General features: G+C 52.0%; 15 protein-coding genes and 2 pseudogenes. 12 read left to right on the top strand and 5 right to left on the bottom strand.

Annotated elements, in window-relative coordinates; all coding sequences use genetic code 11:
• Window positions 1–703, bottom strand: a 703-nt coding sequence (locus tag A3SI_RS14395) for an alpha/beta fold hydrolase (protein WP_009057037.1), incomplete at its 3' end; no start/stop codon positions are given.
• A gap of 81 nt (window positions 704–784) precedes the next feature.
• A complete protein-coding gene (gene dxs, locus A3SI_RS14390) occupies window positions 785–2698 on the bottom strand; it encodes a 1-deoxy-D-xylulose-5-phosphate synthase (protein ID WP_009057036.1) in 1914 nt (637 codons plus the stop codon).
• Between the two features lie 161 nt (window positions 2699–2859).
• Here dxs and A3SI_RS14385 point away from each other — a divergent pair, with 161 nt between their 5' ends.
• From A3SI_RS14385 to A3SI_RS21145, 7 genes and pseudogenes are all read left to right on the top strand, one after another.
• Complete coding sequence (locus A3SI_RS14385) at window positions 2860–3615, top strand: segregation and condensation protein A (RefSeq protein WP_009057035.1); 756 nt, start codon at window positions 2860–2862, stop codon at window positions 3613–3615.
• Window positions 3612–4669: pseudogene (locus A3SI_RS14380) on the top strand (lysylphosphatidylglycerol synthase transmembrane domain-containing protein). Before A3SI_RS14385 ends, A3SI_RS14380 begins: the two are co-directional and overlap by 4 nt.
• Entirely contained in the window at window positions 4666–7152 is a 2487-nt protein-coding gene (locus A3SI_RS14375; RefSeq protein WP_009057034.1) for a bifunctional UDP-N-acetylmuramoyl-tripeptide:D-alanyl-D-alanine ligase/alanine racemase, read from the top strand. Before A3SI_RS14380 ends, A3SI_RS14375 begins: the two are co-directional and overlap by 4 nt.
• A gap of 10 nt (window positions 7153–7162) precedes the next feature.
• Window positions 7163–7465, top strand: coding sequence for a hypothetical protein (locus A3SI_RS21160; protein ID WP_238531794.1), 303 nt, complete (start codon window positions 7163–7165; stop codon window positions 7463–7465).
• Window positions 7408–7848: a hypothetical protein gene (locus A3SI_RS21155; protein WP_238531793.1), complete on the top strand. Its 441-nt coding sequence runs from the start codon at window positions 7408–7410 to the stop codon at window positions 7846–7848. Before A3SI_RS21160 ends, A3SI_RS21155 begins: the two co-directional genes overlap by 58 nt.
• A complete protein-coding gene (locus tag A3SI_RS21150) occupies window positions 7791–8249 on the top strand; it encodes a hypothetical protein (protein ID WP_156810323.1) in 459 nt (152 codons plus the stop codon). Before A3SI_RS21155 ends, A3SI_RS21150 begins: the two co-directional genes overlap by 58 nt.
• Window positions 8201–9619, top strand: a complete 1419-nt coding sequence (locus A3SI_RS21145; protein ID WP_050977544.1) for an alpha-L-rhamnosidase-related protein — start codon at window positions 8201–8203, stop codon at window positions 9617–9619. The genes A3SI_RS21150 and A3SI_RS21145 overlap by 49 nt, the downstream gene beginning before the upstream one ends.
• Before the next feature lie 6 nt (window positions 9620–9625).
• On the opposite strand, the gene A3SI_RS21140 is transcribed toward A3SI_RS21145, so the two are convergent.
• The 3 genes and pseudogenes from A3SI_RS21140 to A3SI_RS14360 all read right to left on the bottom strand — a co-directional run bounded on the left by A3SI_RS21140 (window position 9626) and on the right by A3SI_RS14360 (window position 13138).
• A complete protein-coding gene (locus A3SI_RS21140) occupies window positions 9626–10393 on the bottom strand; it encodes a hypothetical protein (RefSeq protein WP_238531792.1) in 768 nt (255 codons plus the stop codon).
• Window positions 10394–10455: 62 nt separating this feature from the next.
• Window positions 10456–11859 (bottom strand): carbohydrate binding family 9 domain-containing protein, encoded by a 1404-nt coding sequence (locus A3SI_RS21135; RefSeq protein WP_238531791.1) that lies wholly within the window; start codon window positions 11857–11859, stop codon window positions 10456–10458.
• A 254-nt stretch (window positions 11860–12113) separates the two neighbouring features.
• Window positions 12114–13138, bottom strand: a pseudogene (locus tag A3SI_RS14360) (dipeptide epimerase).
• A 171-nt stretch (window positions 13139–13309) separates the two neighbouring features.
• On the opposite strand from A3SI_RS14360, the gene A3SI_RS14355 reads away from it, so the two are divergent.
• The 5 genes from A3SI_RS14355 to A3SI_RS14340 form a co-directional block, all read left to right on the top strand.
• Complete coding sequence (locus tag A3SI_RS14355) at window positions 13310–14806, top strand: M14 family zinc carboxypeptidase (protein ID WP_009057031.1); 1497 nt, start codon at window positions 13310–13312, stop codon at window positions 14804–14806.
• Window positions 14807–14891: 85 nt separating this feature from the next.
• A complete protein-coding gene (locus A3SI_RS14350) occupies window positions 14892–15455 on the top strand; it encodes a sigma-70 family RNA polymerase sigma factor (RefSeq protein WP_009057029.1) in 564 nt (187 codons plus the stop codon).
• A 112-nt stretch (window positions 15456–15567) separates the two neighbouring features.
• Complete coding sequence (locus A3SI_RS19070; protein WP_156810322.1) at window positions 15568–15720, top strand: hypothetical protein; 153 nt, start codon at window positions 15568–15570, stop codon at window positions 15718–15720.
• Between the two features lie 59 nt (window positions 15721–15779).
• On the top strand, window positions 15780–16595 hold the full coding sequence (locus A3SI_RS14345) for a FecR family protein (RefSeq protein ID WP_009057027.1): 816 nt from the start codon (window positions 15780–15782) through the stop codon (window positions 16593–16595).
• A gap of 218 nt (window positions 16596–16813) precedes the next feature.
• On the top strand, window positions 16814–17100 hold a 287-nt coding region (locus tag A3SI_RS14340), incomplete at its 3' end, for a hypothetical protein (protein WP_009057023.1).

Below are 17100 nucleotides of genomic sequence, written 5' to 3'. Positions count from 1 at the left end.
GTAGAACAAAGCGAGTGACGAGGCTTTCCTGTGCACGGCTATCTTCTTCGGAGATGGCGGGATCCTCCTGGCCAGCGATCAGCAGACTGTGAGGCATACGGGCGAGCACTTCGCGGCGATCTGGGCGGGCACGCATGGCTTTGGTGTAGGCGAGAGCCACTGCGGTAGGTGTCTGGCTTCCGTGCGCGATGAGCGTTTGGATGCGCCCTTGCAGCAGGTCCCTTTGCCCCTGGGCAAATAGGCTGGGCACAAATCCACGCAGGAAGGCTGCCACTCCCTGTTTTTCTAAAAATGTGCAGACTTTATCCCGCATGTGCTGCTTTTCCGGGCTATCCGCGAAGGCAGTGGAGTGGAACAGGCAAAGCCCCTGAAGTTCCGCGCCTAAAAGTTCGGCAAGGGCCAGCGCGATGTAGCCGCCGAGGCTGTGGCCGATCAGAAAGAGGTTTTCAGCGGCTCCTTCTTCTTCAAGCCAGTCCAGTAGGGAGACCGCCACACTTTCTATGCGGAGTGGGCCTTCTTCTTCCTGAGGCATGGGGCTCCGCCCAAAACCCGGTAAATCGACCAATATTAGCTCAAATTCCCCTGCCAAAACTGTGCAGGCGGGTTCCCAGATGCGATGATCTTCGAGGAAACCGTGCAGGAAAAGTAGGCGTGGGCGCCCTTCCCGGGTGGCGGGAATGCGTCGTGCAAAGCGTGAGGACATAAAAAAAGACCTTTAAGAATGAAGCTTAAAGGTCTTGAAATCTATTTATTTCGCCAATCGTTTAGCTGGAAATGATGCGATTTAAGCGCGTACTTTTTCGCAAAGTGCACGCACCGTGTCGGCGATGCCAGCCGGATCAAATCCGCAATCTCTATGCAACTCCAGCTGCTCTCCGTGTTCGATCACCTCGTCCGGGATTCCGAGACGCTTCACCTGTGCCTGATAGCCATGGTCCATCATCCACTCGAGCACCGCGCTGCCGAAACCTCCCATCAAACAGCCGTCTTCCACGGTAATCACTTTAGAGAATTTACCGAAAACCTCATGAAGAAGTGCTTCATCCAGTGGTTTAACGAATCGCATATCGTAATGCGCAGGGTTTAGTCCCTCTGCAGCCAGCATTTCGCAGGCCTCTACGGCATAATTTCCGATGTGCCCCAGCGTGAGGATAGCTACTTCTTCTCCTTCTTTGATGATGCGCCCCTGACCTACTGGGATTTCGCGCATCGGCGTACGCCACTCTGGCATAACCCCGTTCCCTCTCGGGTAACGGATGGAGAAAGGTCCTCCGAAGCGAGAGGCAGTAAACATCAAGTTGCGCAGCTCTTCTTCATCCATCGGCGCACTGACGACGAGATTCGGAATACAGCGGAAGAAAGCGATATCATAGGCACCATGGTGCGTGGGCCCATCTGCTCCGGCGAATCCGGCGCGGTCTAAGCAGAAGACCACAGGAAGTTCCTGTAGGCAGACATCATGTAAGACCTGGTCGTAAGCGCGCTGCATGAAGGTGCTGTAAATGTTACAGAATGGCACTAGTCCCTGCGTGGCTAAGCCTGCCGAGAAGGTCACGGCATGCTGTTCGGCGATGCCCACATCGAAAGCCCTATCCGGCATTTCCTTCATCATGATGTTCAGAGAGGAGCCAGAAGGCATGGCCGGGGTAACGCCCATGATCGCAGGATTATCCTTTGCCAGCTCCACGAGGGTATGGCCGAAGACATCCTGATATTTTGGGGGTTGCGGCGTGGTCGGCTTCTTTTTGTAAATTTCACCCGTCACCTTATCGAAAAGTCCAGGCGCGTGCCAGGTGGTTTTATTACCATTTTCTGCCGGCGCAAAGCCCTTTCCTTTTACCGTAACGCAGTGTAAGATTTTCGGCCCTGGAATGTGCTTTAAGTCTTCTAAGAGCTCCACTAAATGGTGCACATCATGGCCATCTACTGGCCCAAAGTAGCGTAGGTTTAGACTTTCGAAGAGATTCGACTGCTTCATCACAGCGGACTTTATCGCCCCCTCCACTTTCGAAAGCACTTCCTGTGCAGAGCTACCGAACTTGCTGAGTTTTCCGAGCAAGTTCCAGACCTCATCCTTTGCTTTGTTGTAGGTTTGGGATACGGTGATGTCGGTCAAGTATTCCTTCAGGGCGCCCACGTTCGGGTCGATCGACATGCAGTTATCGTTTAGAATAATCAGCATGTTCGTATCCGCCACGCCGGCATGGTTCATGGCTTCGAAGGCCATCCCACCTGTCATGGCACCGTCTCCGATGACCGCGACATGTTGTTTCTTGCGATCTCCTTTATAGGTGGACGCTACTGCCATGCCCAGAGCCGCTGAAATAGAGGTACTGGAGTGGCCTACGCCAAAGGTGTCGTACTCGCTTTCCTTACGCTTCGGAAAGCCAGAGATCCCGCCGTACTGTCTGTTGGTATGAAAGCGGGATTTTCTTCCCGTTAAAATTTTATGCCCATAAGCCTGGTGGCCTACATCCCAGACCAGCTGATCTTCGGGGGTATTTAGTACATAATGCAGGGCTACTGTCAGCTCTACGACTCCTAGGCTGGCGCCAAAGTGCCCGCCATAGATCGATACATTATCTACGATAAACTGCCGAAGTTCATCACAAATCTGTACCAGCTCATCCTTTGAGAACTTTTTTAAGTCCTCAGGACTGTCGATCTGAGCGAGTAATTTACCTGGTTTTATCAACATGCCTTTCCTGTTTCGATTTAAAACAACTAAACCAAGCACTTCACGTGAATGTTTCGTGCGGGTTCGATCATTTTGGATTCCTATCTCGTATTATATCAACGGAATATGATATCTTTGAATTCGATTAGGCGACAAAAATACGACAAAATAAATAGTATTCAGTGAGTTTCGAAATCAAATTACCACTTTTCGAGGGACCTTTCGACCTGATGCTCTTTTTTATAGAGCGGGACGAGCTGGATATTTACGATATTCCCATCGCCAAGATCATCCGCGATTTTTTAGCCTATATCGAGCAGCTGGAGCAGATGGAAATCGAGGTGGCGAGCGAGTTTATTCTCTTTGCGGCTACGCTGATGAAAATTAAGTCCAAGATGCTGATTCCCCGCCCTGAGCTCAATGAGGAGGGAGAGGAAGTCGATCCACGGGAGGAGCTGATTCGGCATCTGATCGAATATAAAAAATATAAGTCTGTGGTGGGCACGCTGGCGGAAATGGAGGAGCGCCGCCTGTCCATGCATGCGCGCGGGAATGTGGAGCAGGAGCTGAAAAGTTTAAGGCCTGTCCATGAGGTGGAGGCAGAGGTGCAGGACCTCGATCTGTATAAGCTGCTGAAGGTGTACCAGCGCGTGCTGGGGAAATTCGCGGCGCGTGCTGAAGAGACTCGGCATACGGTCATTCCTTATCCTTACACCATCGAGCAGCAGAAGTCCTATGTCCTGGACAGGATCAGCCTTCAGGAGCGGATCGCGTTCACGGATATTATCACAGAAAATCCGGATAAAATCCGTATAATCTATACTTTTTTGGCCATTTTGGAACTCCTGCAGGCTGCGCTGGTTACCATTAGGATCGGTGAGGGCTTTAATAACTTCTGGGTGGAAAAGACTGCGGGCACACCGACGCTAATCGTATGAAGTTAGACAATAAAAAGATTTTCGAAACACTCAATCCGAATCGGGTATGGGTGCCTGTTTTGATCGGAGTGGCGATCGTCTTGCTGCTTTTTTATTTGGATCCGAACGTCAATGCGGCTACGCTTCGCGGCATTTTTGATGCTTCTTGGGTGGGCATCGCTCTGGCGATTTTGGTGATTTTATTTCGGGATCTCGGCTACATCTATAGAATTCGTGTGATCACGGATGGCGAACTTAGCTGGGTACGGGCGCTATATGTCATTATCCTATGGGAATTCGCGAGTGCGGTGACGCCTCCATCGTAGGGGGCACGGCTGTGGCTGTATTTATTCTGAATAAGGAGAAGATTAAATTAGGCAAGGCCCTCGCCTATGTGATGCTGACGGCGATTTTAGATAATTTATTTTTTGTGATCGGGGCGCCTTTGATCTTGTTTTTCGCTCAGGGAGAGATTTTCCCTTCTACGCGACTGATGGAGATGAAGCTGGGGCGCAGCTTGGAAATCATTTTTTTCACGAGTTATGGACTGTATGCCTTTTACTCGCTGATGATGGCCTCGGCTTTATTTTGGAAGCCACGGGTGTTCAAATGGATTTTACTGAAGATCGCTTCCATCAAGTGGCTCAGGCGCTGGCGGCAGCAGGCTAGGGAATATGGGGACCAGATCATCGAGGCCTCTAAGGAGCTGCGTGGCAAGCGCTGGAACTACTGGGTGCCGATTGTATTGGCCACGATTTTTATTTGGTCGAGCCGATATTTTATGTTGAATGCACTCATGTCAGCCTACATACCGTTAGAAATAGGAGAGCATTTGCTCATTTTCGCACGTCAGGTGATCATGTGGATCGCGATGATGGTGTCGCCGACGCCTGGGAGCAGTGGCACGGCGGAGTTCTTCTTCAATCAATTTTTCTCCGAGTTTTTAGGAGGCTACACCTTTGTGACTTCTATTCTCTGGAGGCTCTTATCCTACTACCCGTATTTACTGTTAGGTGCCTTTTTCTTGCCCCGCTGGGTGAAGCAGGTGTTTTTCAGTGCTAAGAAATCTTCATGATCTACGCTTTTCGTCCTCTGGAGCTGGTGGACCTTTGCGCGGGAGCGCTCCACAGCTTACTCCCTACCGAGCAGGTAGAGTTACTGTCTATCGAATCGCTGAGCATCGACAGCCGGGAGGCTTATTTGGGTGCGGGCCAACTGTTTATCTGCTTACGGGGTGCCAAGTTCGATGGGCATGCCTATGTGCCCGAGCTATATGCACGTGGTCTGCGGCATTTTTTAGTGCGCAGGGAGCAGGTACCTCCCCTTTCGGCGTATCCGGAGGCCATTTTTTATGCGGTACAAGATACAGTGGCGGCCTTGCAAGCTTTGGCGGCAGCCCAGCGGAGCGCTTTTCAGCGGCCACTGCTGGCGGTGACGGGCAGTAATGGTAAAACCATCGTAAAGGAGTGGCTGGGTCAGGTCCTCTCCGAGCAATTTGCTGTGGCCAAGAGTCCGAAAAGTTACAATAGCCAAGTGGGGGTGCCCCTTTCGCTGTTTGGGCTGGCGCCTTATCATCAGGTGGCGCTGATGGAGGCGGGCATCTCTCAGGTGGGAGAGATGGAGCGACTGGAGGAGATGCTACGGCCGGATATCGGGATTTTTACGAACATCGGGACGGCACATGATGCGGGATTCCGGGATCGCGAGGAAAAGCTGCGGGAGAAGTTGAAACTTTTTCAGCGTTCTCGCCTGATTATCGCTCGGGCGGACCAGCCGGCAGTGCGTGCGGCCCTTTTGTCCAGCTATCCGCGTGAGCGTCTGGTGTTATGGTCCGATGCTCCGGGAGAGGATTACTGTCTGGGGGTCAAGTTACGGGATGGGCAGGCACAAATTCTTTTGCTCAAGCCTGACATGAGCATGTTCACCTTCCGAGTACGCTTTACGGATCCTGCCTCCTTAGAAAATGTGCGTGCGGTGATCGTGGCGGCCCTTACGGTGGGCATGGCGCCAGCCACGATTCAGCAGGGCCTGGAGAAGCTGCGCACAGTGCCGATGCGGCTTACGGTGAAAAATGGGGTGGCGGGTAACCTGCTCATCGACGATACGTATAATAACGACCTTGCAGGATTACGTATCGCACTGGCCTTTATGCAGCAGCAGCGGCCGATGCGGCGCAAGATCCTGATCCTTTCCGCCTTCAAGCAGGGGGGTGAAGCGGAGCCTCTCTATGCGGAGGTGGCTGCTTTACTCATTCAGCATGACATACACTCCATTTACTTGGTAGGAGAGGAGGCCTTTGGCTTAAAGGATTTACTGGAGCATGTACACTGTTTTCGCACGACGGACGAGCTCGTGGTTCATCTGCGGGAACAGGCACCCTTTCAGCAGGATTTACTCCTTATTTCTGGTGCGCGTGCCTACCGTTTCGAGCGTATCGTGGATGCGCTAGAGCGCAATATTCATGGCACCTCACTGGAGATTAACCTGAATGCCCTGACGCATAATTATAACTTCTACAAGCGCAAGCTTTTACCGGATACGAAAGTGATGGTGATGGTGAAGGCCTTTGCGTATGGGGGTGGGGCGGTAGAGATCGCGAATCATCTGAGCTACCTGCGGGCCGACTACTTGGCGGTGGCCTACACGGATGAGGGGGTGGCCTTACGGCAAGCGGGGATTCGCCTGCCGATTATGGTTTTAAACCCCTTAGAGGAGGCCTTTCCGCTTTTAGCGGAGCATCAGCTCGAGCCGGTGGTGTACAGTTTGCGGTTTTTGCGGGAGCTTCAGCACTTTGTGCAGCAGCGTGGTGTCAGCCTGCAGATTCATCTGGATTTAGATACGGGGATGAAACGGCTCGGCTTCGAGTGGGAAGATGTTCCCGCATTAAAGGCGCAGTTAGGCGCTGCATCCGGCTTACGAGTGGCCTCCATGTATACGCACTTAGTGGGCGCTGATGGGGAAGCCCATAATGCATTTAGCCGAGAGCAGATCGCTCGGTTCGAACAAATGTATGCAGCGCTCGTGGAGGATTTGCCAAACAAACCACTGCGCCACGTGTTAAACTCTGCGGGAATCCTTCGTTTTCCGGAGAAACAGTTGGATATGGTGCGCTTAGGCATCGGGTTATATGGGGTGGAAGTAAACCGCATGGCGGACCGAGAGCTCCGTACAGTTTCTCGTTTGAAAACGGTGATCAGCCAGATAAAAGTGCTGCGGCCCGAAGAAACGGTGGGGTATAGCAGAGCGGGGAGTCTCCCGAATGGGGGGCGCATCGCGACCATAGCGATCGGGTATGCAGATGGATTCGATCGGCGCTTCAGTCAGGGCGTCGGGAAGGTGTACATCCACGGACAGCTAGCGCCTGTCGTGGGAAATGTCTGCATGGACATGTGTATGGTGGATGTCAGCCATATTCCCGAAGCGAGGGAAGGGGATGTGGTGATCATCTTCGGCGAAGAGCTGCCGCTTATCCAGCTCGCCGAACAGATAGGGACGATTCCTTATGAGCTACTTACAGCGATTTCCACACGCGTAAAGCGTGTATATTATTTAGATTAAAAAAAGAACCATGATTAAACGTGTTTTCACGCGTCGCTTACGCCTTTCTGAGGCGCTGTACTCAGTATGTATAGTCTTGTTTGTACAGTGCTGGTGGGCCTGCTCTCCTGCTGAAAGGGGAGTCAACTTTTCCATCATCGATGCTTTAGAGGCTCAGGAGGGGATTCGTGGGAAGGAGGCATATCTAAAATCTCCTTTTTCGCTGCAGGTGATCGGCTGTATATGGTGGGGCACCAAGATGGCACTTTTCCAGATATGGGCTTCCATGTCCCTGGTGAAATGGGGGGGATTTGGAACCACCCCATCAAATTAATGGATGGTTTTACGATGACGGCCATGGCCGATAATGGGGAGTACTGCCTAAATGAGGCGGATGAGTTCATCAACTATCCGATCGGTAATAAGCATATCTTTCGCAATCAGGTGCCCAACTTCGTGATCACGCGTGCCCAGTTCGTTCCGGATGGAGTGGAAGGTATGGTCGTGGAGTACCGCATGACGAATGTGTCGCCGGAGAAGCGCCCTATATTAATGGAATTTACTGGTTATACGGACCTGCGCCCAGTCTGGCTGGGCGAGGAGACAGGCATGCTGGATGCTGAGGATGACCTAACGTTTAATCGCGAGCTACAGGGTGGATGGGAAAAGATAGCCAAAACCCTTGGTATGTCTTTTTCGGAGGCGATCAGCGCTTAGCGATGTACCGCGAGGGAAGGGCCACTTTCTGTATCTACAAGCCTAATGGCCTCGGCAAGGCCTCCAAGCTAAGCTATAACTTCGAGATAGAGCCGGGCCAAAGCGCCGACTTGCGCATTTTTATCGCGGGTTCTTACACGGATCAGGAGGCCATGGAAGCTACCTATGAGGATCTAAGGAGAAATTACGACCGCTATTTCCAAGAGAAAGCCGAGCGCTATGCCGAAATCGCTGCGCAGGCGAACCTGACGACACCCGATTCGGTGTTTAATCAGGCTTTTCGCTGGGTGAAGTATAACACGGAGTGGCTTATCCGCGATGTGCCTGAGTTTGGCCGCGGCCTCGGGGCGGCATGCCCGATTACCCCTGGTGGTTCGGTGTGGATAATGAGTACACCTTAAAGGGTGCCATCGCTACGGGCAGAAAAGACATTACCCTTCAGACGATCGACCTTATCCGTAAGTTTTCCGAACAGGGAGACGAGGATGGCCGCATTATCCATGAGGTGAGCACGAATGGCGTGATTTTTAATGCAGGAAATGTAAATGAGACGCCCCAGTTTAGCTCTCTCATCCGCTGGGTGTACGACTGGACTGGGGAGCGGGATTTGCTGACGCAAAACTACCCGATTATGCGCTCGGGTTTAAACTGGCTACTCGACAAGAAGGATAGCGATGGGAATCTATTCCCGGATGGTTATGGGATGATGGAAATCCATGGCTTGAACAGCGAGATGATCGATGTGGCCGTGTACACGCAACGCGGTCTGGTGGATGCGGCATATGTGGCTGGTCTGCTCGGCGAGCAGCAGGATCAAAGACGCTTCGAAAGGCTCGCTAGGGAGCTGAAAGAGAAAATCAATAAAGAGTTTTGGGTGGAGGAAATGGGAGCTTATGCAGATTTTATCGGCACTCCCGAGGAAGCACTGGTTCTGCTCGAAGATGCTTTAGTCCGCGCGGACACCTTAGATAAACCCTGGGCAGTGGCGGAACTGAAAGAGGCGCGAGAGCGTATCCGTAAATATCCGAAAGGAGTGAAGCGGGGCTTCGTGCTCTACCACAACTGGGTGGTAAACACACCGATGGAAATGGGAATCGCCCCGCAGGAAAAAGGCATTCGTGCTCTCGACAAGGGAGCTAAATTCACAAATCCATTCGGGGTTTTCGTGACAGGAATAGACCGTGACGAAAGGGCAGATGAGGAGGATGGGAGCTTTTCAGGGAGCCAAGTGTTCTCGTATGTTGGCGCTGTAATGACCCTACCAACGGGTGTCCAGGCGGTGGCCGAGAATAATTATGGTCGTCCGAACCAAGCCTTAGATTACCTACAGCGCATGACACGCTCCTTTAGTTTCGCTTTGCCTGGCTCCATCTATGAGGTTTCGCCTGACTATGGCATGATGACGCAGGCCTGGAATCTGTATAGCTATGCTGTGCCCGTGATTACGCAGTTTTTGGGCGTCCGCCCAAAGGCCGCGGAGCGCCACGTAGAGCTGATGCCTCACCTACCCGATGCTTGGCAGCCGGGAGTCAGCATCGAGCGCCTACCTATGGGAGATAATGAGCTGACGGTCAAGTACAAGTGGAAGGATGGCCGTAAGATTGCACAGGTGGAACATTCGCGGAAGGACTGGACCACGAGTTTCGCTTTCCCAGCGGGTAAGTATAACGAGATCCTCCTAAATGGTACGCCACAAGAAATCTTTACAGAGGGAAATAAGTCTTATATCAAGACCGATAAAACAGATTTTATTTTAGAGATTCTGCTGTAAGTACCGCTATAAATTCAGCCAGTAGGTCCATTTCGCGATTAAAGCGCGCTGCTTGGAGATGAAGGTGGTCGGGAAATAATTATCCGTGTACACGAAGAAGAAGTCAGATACGGGAGCATAGCGCCACTGTAGCCGCGTATTGATGTTTAGGTTATCGATCTGATTATTATACTGTACGAAAGTGGTCCAGAAGAGACTTTTCGAGAAGGTTAGGTCGATTCTGGGCCCTATCAGGAAGAGGTCTGCGCTACTTTGGGGCTCGGGAAGTCGGATGCGGTTAAAGCTGAAGTTCATCGAGATGTTCGCCCGGTACCCGTAGCGGTAGTTGCCCGATCCGGCTAGTGTCATGATGTTTCCAGTGAAGTATTCCCCGATTTCTGTTCTGCCACTGACGAAGAAGCTGTTTCTGGGGTTTGTGAAGAAGTTCATCCGGAAAAAGGTGTTTCTGTAATCTGTGCCGGATTCGAGGGCTTTGCCGCCCGTCCGGGTGGGGTCAAAAGGGAAGAACAAATAGGTATATCTGTTGCTTACCGCCATGGTGATGGTGGACAGAGACTGGAATTGGATGCGGTAAAAGAGGGTATGGAGCTCATCGGTAACGCCGAGGGTTTCATTCCAGAGGGTTTCCGTTTCAGCGCCTGGGCCATGTCGATTGATAAGTCGAGAGCGTGGGAACCACTGGTAGCCGATGCTTCCTGCCGCACGTTGAAAATCATTTCGAGGAGTGAAGCCCACCGTAGGGTTAAAATTTTCGCCGATATTCGAGTAGCTCACACTGGCGTTAAAGTTAACCTGTGCATAGTTCAGCTGTCCGTGGATGGCCTGGTTACGGTTTTTTACGCCTCGTCCTGTGTTTGATGGTAGAAGAATTTTCCCGTCCAGCGGTTGTCACGGGAAGCCAAGTTGTAATCGAATCCGATGAGTGAGTTCCGGGCAGTAGGATCGAAGTTAAAGCCCCCCTGCTCCAGATCGAGGCGTTCTCGGTTGACAAAAATCATTCCTACATTCGAGCGGTTAAAGACTTTGCGCTGCACAGCGGCCACAGAAAAGTTACTGCCCGCGATTCCTCTTTCAGCATCGGAGGCGGTCTGCATGTTCATGGCCCCTACACGCCAGTCGTCGGTGATTTTTCCGGAAAGGCGTGCACCATAGAGAATTTGATTTTGGACGTTTTGGCCAGTGCGCTCGTCTCTGTCCACACCGATTCGTCGGGAGAAGAAGGGGCGGATGCGGTCCGCGCCAAAGTCGGCGAAGAGGTCTGCATTTTCGAGGAAAAACTGTCGCTGCTCGGGAAAAAATATTTCAAAACGGTCGAGATTGGTCACCTGCTGGTCCACTTCTACCTGCGAGAAGTCTGGGTTAAAGGTCAAGTCTAGGTTAAGGCCCGGCCCGAGGCCCACTTTGGCATCCCCTCCGAAAGAGGGGCGGAAGGGGTCACTGGTTTTATCGATGTTGTTTTGGGCGCTCCCCCCTGCGACGTAGGGGATAAGAGATACATTACTGCCGCGCTTTTTTAGGGGCTCCTCGAAGTGTAGCTCTTTCATGAAGGCTAGGGCGATCATGCTGAAGTTCCTCGGGATGGGCGCCCAGGTGCTGCGCTCGTTATATTCGCTGTCGATGCGGTAAAAGTTTAGGTTCCACTTTTTCGCGCCATCGTTATAGCGTAGGGTGCTGAAGGGGATCATGGCCTCCACGACCCAGTAGTCCTCGTAGATTTTGGCCTCGGCCCACCACACATTATCCCAAGCCAGATTGAGATCAGCGGCTACCATGCCACCATTCGCGATGAGGGATTCCCGCATCACGCCGAAAGGATTTACGCCAAACTGGAAGGCATTCGTTTTGTCGTTAAAAGTGTCGAAAAGGAAGCTGACCCCGTCGTTTTGTTCCCCGCGGTAATCTCTGCGCAGGGAGGTGCTGACGTATTGATCTTCGGTGCGTGGCCCCTTGTTTAGCATCACCGCCGCGATGTAGATATTCCTGTCATCGTAGACGACTTTTACTCGGGTTTGGGCTTCCGCCAAAGAGGTGTCAGAGGGAAAGTACTGGGTGAACTGTCCTGCCCAGCCGTCTTCTTGCCAGATGGCCTCATCCAGAACGCCATCAAGAACGATGGTTTCAGAGATTTTTTTGGCCATGTGCGCGTCTACCTGCAGGTTTTGGGCCTGCAGGGTAGGGATAAGCGTGCTTAGGGCAGCCAGTATCAAGCCACCTAAGAGTAGGGGGTAAACATATTTCATTGTGCTGGGGTCTACTCTAAAAGTAGAAAATTTTGTCTTTAAGACGTAAACCCTTTACACGTAAGGTTTAATTTTGATTTAATGCACCTTTCCGAAGATCATTTTTAGTTTTTAGTCCAAAAAAAAACGTTGCATAGTTTAATTTATTTGTAATCAGCGTTTTGGGCTGCTGATAACCAGAGTAAACACTACCCGCTCTATAGGAAATAATTTTTTCACAGAATGAAAAAGGTCTTTACTTTTTAGTGAGGTGTCTACGAAAACTCCTTTACCAGCTGGGCGCCGATGCCTGGGCCCTCGGGGAATTTTACGCCCTCGACAGCGATCTGCACTCCTGTGGCGATATCTTCCGATAACAGCATGGCCCCGTCCATATCGACATAATCCAAAAGAGGGGCTAAATGTGCGATGGCAGAGATGCCGATGGAGCTCTCTGTCATGCAGCCCACCATCGTCAGCATGCCTAGCTGCCGGGCTTCTCGTAACATCCTAAGGGCAGGCGTGATGCCGCCAGCCTTTACCAGCTTGACATTAATCCCGTGAAAACGGCCTGCGCATTTTTTTACGTCACTTTCTACGATGCAACTTTCATCTGCGATGATCGGGAGCACGCTGTGCGCATAGACGCGCTCCATGCCTGCTAGATCATCCTTTGCCAGTGGCTGCTCCATAAATTCTACGCCGAGTGCCTTTAGCTTTGGCGCCAGCCGAATCGTCTCGTCCGCCGTCCAAGCACAGTTCGCATCGATACGGAAGCGTGCGTGGGTGTGCTCGCGCAAAGCCCTGATGATGGCGAGGTCGTCTGGGGTGCCGAGCTTGATCTTGTACAGGGGCCAGTCTACTTCTTTCATCTTCGCCACCATGGTGGGAATGTCCGCGATGCCGATCGTGAAGTTGGTGAGGGGGATTTTTGTGGGATCTAAATCAAGGTATTCGTAGAGTTTTTTCCCTGATGCTTGGTGAACAGGTCCCAGAGAGCCATGTCTAAGGCGCAGTGCGCGAAGGGATTATCTTCAAAATAGGGTTTTACATGTGCCCAGAAATGTTCGGGATGGGGAATGCCCGGCAGTGCTTCTACGATGTCGCGAACGCGCTCCAGTGCGCCGACGATATTTTCTTGGGTCATGCCGTAGAAGGGATTTGTGGTCGTCTCCCCTAGCCCATAATAGCCGTCATGCTCCACTTTTACGATAACGGTGTCTTGCACATCGCGGCTTTGGTGGGCGATGGTAAAGGTGTGCTTGAGGGGCAGGTCTGCAATAAAATAGGAGAGCTTCATGGGCTTTTCTGCTTGAATGTGTAATTTAGGCTATCGGTTGCACTTGCTTGTACGGAGGCGCTCCAGCGCAAGTTGGCCGTTCGCACAAAATTGCATAAAGGCTTTGGTAAAATAAAATTTTTACATAAGTTTTGTCCGTAAATCAAGAATTTTAGCATCTATCTCTTTACTATGTCGAAGCTACACTACCTCTCTTTTCTTATCAGCCTTCTGGTGGGCGCTGTTCTTTTCTCCTGCGGCAGTTCTGAAGACTCCCGCGAGCGGGTATCCCCCGCTTATTCTCTGAGCCAACTGGAGCAGGCGTATGCGGTATCGAAAGAGGAAAGCGTGCAGGAGCGCCGCTTTCTGTATGCCGATGTTTTGCCGCTGATCGCAGCGCGAGGATCGGATAAGTTGGCCGTCTCTCCCTTAGGGAAATCGGTGGAGGGGCAGCAGGTGTATCAGCTGGATTATGGAAAGGGGCCGGTAAAGGTGATGCTTTGGTCCCAGATGCACGGTAACGAAAGTACGGCTACGATGGCCTTATTCGATCTGTTTAATTTTTTAGAAGGGGAGCAACCGGAATTTGCGCCCTGGCGCGAACTCCTTCATGAGCGGCTACAGCTCAAGTTTATTCCAGTGGTAAATCCAGATGGGGCAGACCGCTGGATTCGGCGAAACGCGCTGGACATCGACTTGAACCGAGATGCGATCGCACAGGTGTCATCGGAGGCGCGTTTTCTGAAGGCCGTTCGCGACAGTTTTGAACCGGATTTTGGGTTTAATTTACACGATCAACAGACCTATTATAATGTGAAGGGTACGGCGAACCCTGCCACGATATCGGTTTTGGCGCCCGCCTATAATGCGGCCACGGAAGTAAACGCGGTGCGAGAGGCAGCCATGCAAGTAATCGTCGGGATGCATGCGCTGATGCAGGAGGCTGAGCCGGATCATGTGGGCAAGTATAACGATGCATTCGAGCCGCGGGCTTTTGGCGATAATTTCCAGAAGTGGGGGACATCCACGATTTTAATCGAATCGGGCGGCTACCCGAATGATCCCGAAAAGCAGGTGATTCGCAAGTATAACTTTATGCTGATGCTGCAGGCGCTTTTGGCGATCGCCACGGAGGAGTACAAGCAGCAAAATATCGCGGACTACTATGCTATTCCGGATAATGATTTGAAGTTGATGGATCTGGTCCTGCGTGATGTGCAGGTGGAGCTGGCGGGTCAGGAGGTGCGCATGGATCTCGGGGTGAAGCGCCGTGAGGTGGAGGCTGCGGGCGGCTATTTCGTGCAGGGAGTCATCGACGATATGGGTGATTTATCTGTTTTTTATGGTTATGAGGAATTAGAGGGCAGTGCACTTCGTGTGCGTGAGGCGGAGGCTGTTCCGGAGGCCTTATCCTCGCTGACGGAATTAAGCATGGAGCAGGCGATGGCCTATTTGCGTGCGGGGCAGATGGCGCTGCAGGTAAAGGGGTTACCGGAGGGCCTGGTGCATCCATATCCTTTGCTGCTCAGCAGCAGTCCAGCTTCTAAGCCTGCTGGGATAAGCTTAGGCGCTGGCGCAAATTTCTTTTTAGAGGAAGGGGGCGAGCTCCGCTATGCGGTCGTAAACGGGTACCTGATCGATTTAGCGGAGGGGCCTGGTCGCGCGATGCGGATGCGGAGTCGACCATGACGGCGGGAAAGCATAACTTTTTCATAAACTGGGGGTCAAGATAGGGTCACCTGCGGTAAGTACCTTTGGACAAACCCCAGTTACTATGTCCTCTACCTATCCGAACCGAACCGATCAAGAGCTGCTTCACTGCTTACAGCAGGGCGATAGCGCGGCTTTAGCAGAACTCATGGAGCGCTATAAGGGTCTTTTATTTACTGTAGCACGGCATATAGTTCCGGTGGAGGCAGAAGCGGAGGAGTTGGTGGCAGATTTTTTTATTGGGCTTTGGGAACGGGAAGAGGCGCTGGTGCTGCACGGCACCTTTAAGCTTTATGCGACGATAAGTGTAAAAAATGCGGCTCTAAATGTTTTAAAAAAGCGTCGGCTGCCTACCGCTCCCTTCACCGCTGAGGACACCGAAATACGCCACTTGGAGGCCCATGACTTAGCAGACGACGCACTGCGCATGCGTGAACTGAAGGAAGAAATCGACACCTTTATGGGGACTTTACCGCGACAGCGCAAGCTTATTTTTGACCTTTCTCGTTTTCAGGGCATGCGCCATGAAGAAATCGCCACGCTCCTTCATTTGCACCCTAAGACCGTGGCCAATCAAGTGGCCTTAGCTGTTCAGGAGCTGGCAAAGCATTTTCAGTTAAAGGGCTAGTTCTTTTTTTTCCATCATGCATTACTTGAACGCATTTATTAGGACGCATACTTCATGATTTGTTCATTCCTTTTTTCGGGAGTCCCCCTGCGGAATGTTGTCCTAAGGGTGCATGGAAAATCGACGATTAGCAGAAAAAAAGTATAAAGCGCTCTTGGTGCGTCGTTTGGCGATGGAGTCGCTTACGTCAGTAGAGGAGCAGGAGCTGAAAACCTTAGCCGCAGCGGTAGATGCGGATGGGTCGGTGGCGGAAGCTTTACGCTAGCTTGGCACTGTGCGGAGCCTAGCGATGATGCGGCTGCTCTCGAGCGCATCCAGCAGCGAGTGCTGAAGCAGGCGCAGGCGCCAAAGTCTCCGCAGCGGGTGGAGGCGCGGTTTAATTCGCGCCCCAGCCGCTCGTTTCGCCCTTTATGGGCACTGGCCATCGCTGCTGCTCTGGTAGGAGGGCTGCTGCTCTGGTCGGCTTTATTTTATGTGGCGGAGCCTGTGGAAAGCGCTGGTTTGTGGACCACCTTCACAGCAGAGAAAGGGCGCCGGTTCTTACAGTTAGAGGATGGCACGCAGGTAGTTTTGGCTCCCGGAGCCAAGCTTCAGTATGCGGCTGGTTTCGGAGTCGGGCATAGAGAGGTGGAGGTAGAGGGCCAGTTTTTTTTCCATGTGGCTAAAAATGAGCAGCTGCCTTTTTTAATTCAGGGACCAGACACTGAAACGCGCGTGACCGGTACTTCTTTCAACTTACATGCGGCTTCGGGAAAATTTCTTTTAGAGGTAGCTACGGGTAGCGTGGAGGTTAGGGATCTGGCACAGGCCCATGCGACTGCTGTCCTAGCAGGTGAGCGCTTACAAGTCGAAGCTCATGTGTGGGCGCAGGAAGAGATCGGAACCGATCAGCCCTTTTTATGGACGGAGCGCGCGTGGGCCTTCGAGTCAGCTCCACTGTATGAGGTTTTCCGTGCCATGGAGCGCGCTAAGGGAATCCACATAGAGGTGGCGGACAGTGGCTTGTTAGCATGTCGCTTTACAGGAAAAATAGGCGCCGAAAGTGGTGCCGAGGTCTTGCGCATGATCGCGCAGGCGATGCAGTTAGAACTTACAGAAACTCAAACCAATACTTTCTTCATTCGCGGTAGGCCTTGCTAAAAAAAGGAGATCTGGGGGGATCTCCTTTAGGTAAGTTTGGCAGGCGCCACCGCACCCACTGAACATTCAAATTTATGAAAAATTCTTTACTTCATTCACTTTGGTGTATGACGAAATCCGCATTTTGGGGTTTTACCCTAAGTCTTTTCTTTACTTGCTTGACATTAGCCTCTGGGACTTCGGCCCAAAGTGTCTACAAGATGAAAGCAATTCGTAGCATGGAACAGGCCCGTACCTTTGGCTCCTTCATGGAGGCGGTGGAGCGTGAAACGCCTTTACATTTCGTTTTCAGTACTGACCGTGTAGATCTTCGTGCAGCCGTGCAGCTCGATACTGAGGCACAGTCCTTAGGGGAAATGCTAGAACAGGTTTCTGCACAGACGGGGCATAGCTTTCGCCAAATCCGCGAGCGCGTAATCGTGGTACCGGCACAGCATGTGAAAATGCAAGAGTTGGAAAAGGGGGAAGTGCGCGGCCGCGTGTTCGACGCTGTTTCCGGGGAGCC

The organism is Nitritalea halalkaliphila LW7 (assembly GCF_000265075.1).
GTDB classification, from domain to species: Bacteria; Bacteroidota; Bacteroidia; order Cytophagales; family Cyclobacteriaceae; genus Nitritalea; species Nitritalea halalkaliphila.
Note: the sequence above shows the minus strand (reverse complement) of the source record. Positions and strands in the feature narration are given on the sequence as shown.

Coding starts and splice junctions, on each gene's coding strand:
- A3SI_RS14375 (WP_009057034.1), top strand. CDS start 4,666: ATGATCTACGCTTTTCGTCCTCTGGAGCTGGTGGACCTTTGCGCGGGA.
- A3SI_RS21160 (WP_238531794.1), top strand. CDS start 7,163: ATGATTAAACGTGTTTTCACGCGTCGCTTACGCCTTTCTGAGGCGCTG.
- A3SI_RS21150 (WP_156810323.1), top strand. CDS start 7,791: ATGGGAAAAGATAGCCAAAACCCTTGGTATGTCTTTTTCGGAGGCGAT.
- A3SI_RS19070 (WP_156810322.1), top strand. CDS start 15,568: ATGGAAAATCGACGATTAGCAGAAAAAAAGTATAAAGCGCTCTTGGTG.
- A3SI_RS21135 (WP_238531791.1), bottom strand. CDS start 11,859: ATGAAATATGTTTACCCCCTACTCTTAGGTGGCTTGATACTGGCTGCC.
- A3SI_RS21145 (WP_050977544.1), top strand. CDS start 8,201: ATGCCCGATTACCCCTGGTGGTTCGGTGTGGATAATGAGTACACCTTA.
- A3SI_RS21155 (WP_238531793.1), top strand. CDS start 7,408: ATGGGCTTCCATGTCCCTGGTGAAATGGGGGGGATTTGGAACCACCCC.
- A3SI_RS14355 (WP_009057031.1), top strand. CDS start 13,310: ATGTCGAAGCTACACTACCTCTCTTTTCTTATCAGCCTTCTGGTGGGC.
- dxs (WP_009057036.1), bottom strand. CDS start 2,698: ATGTTGATAAAACCAGGTAAATTACTCGCTCAGATCGACAGTCCTGAG.
- A3SI_RS14350 (WP_009057029.1), top strand. CDS start 14,892: ATGTCCTCTACCTATCCGAACCGAACCGATCAAGAGCTGCTTCACTGC.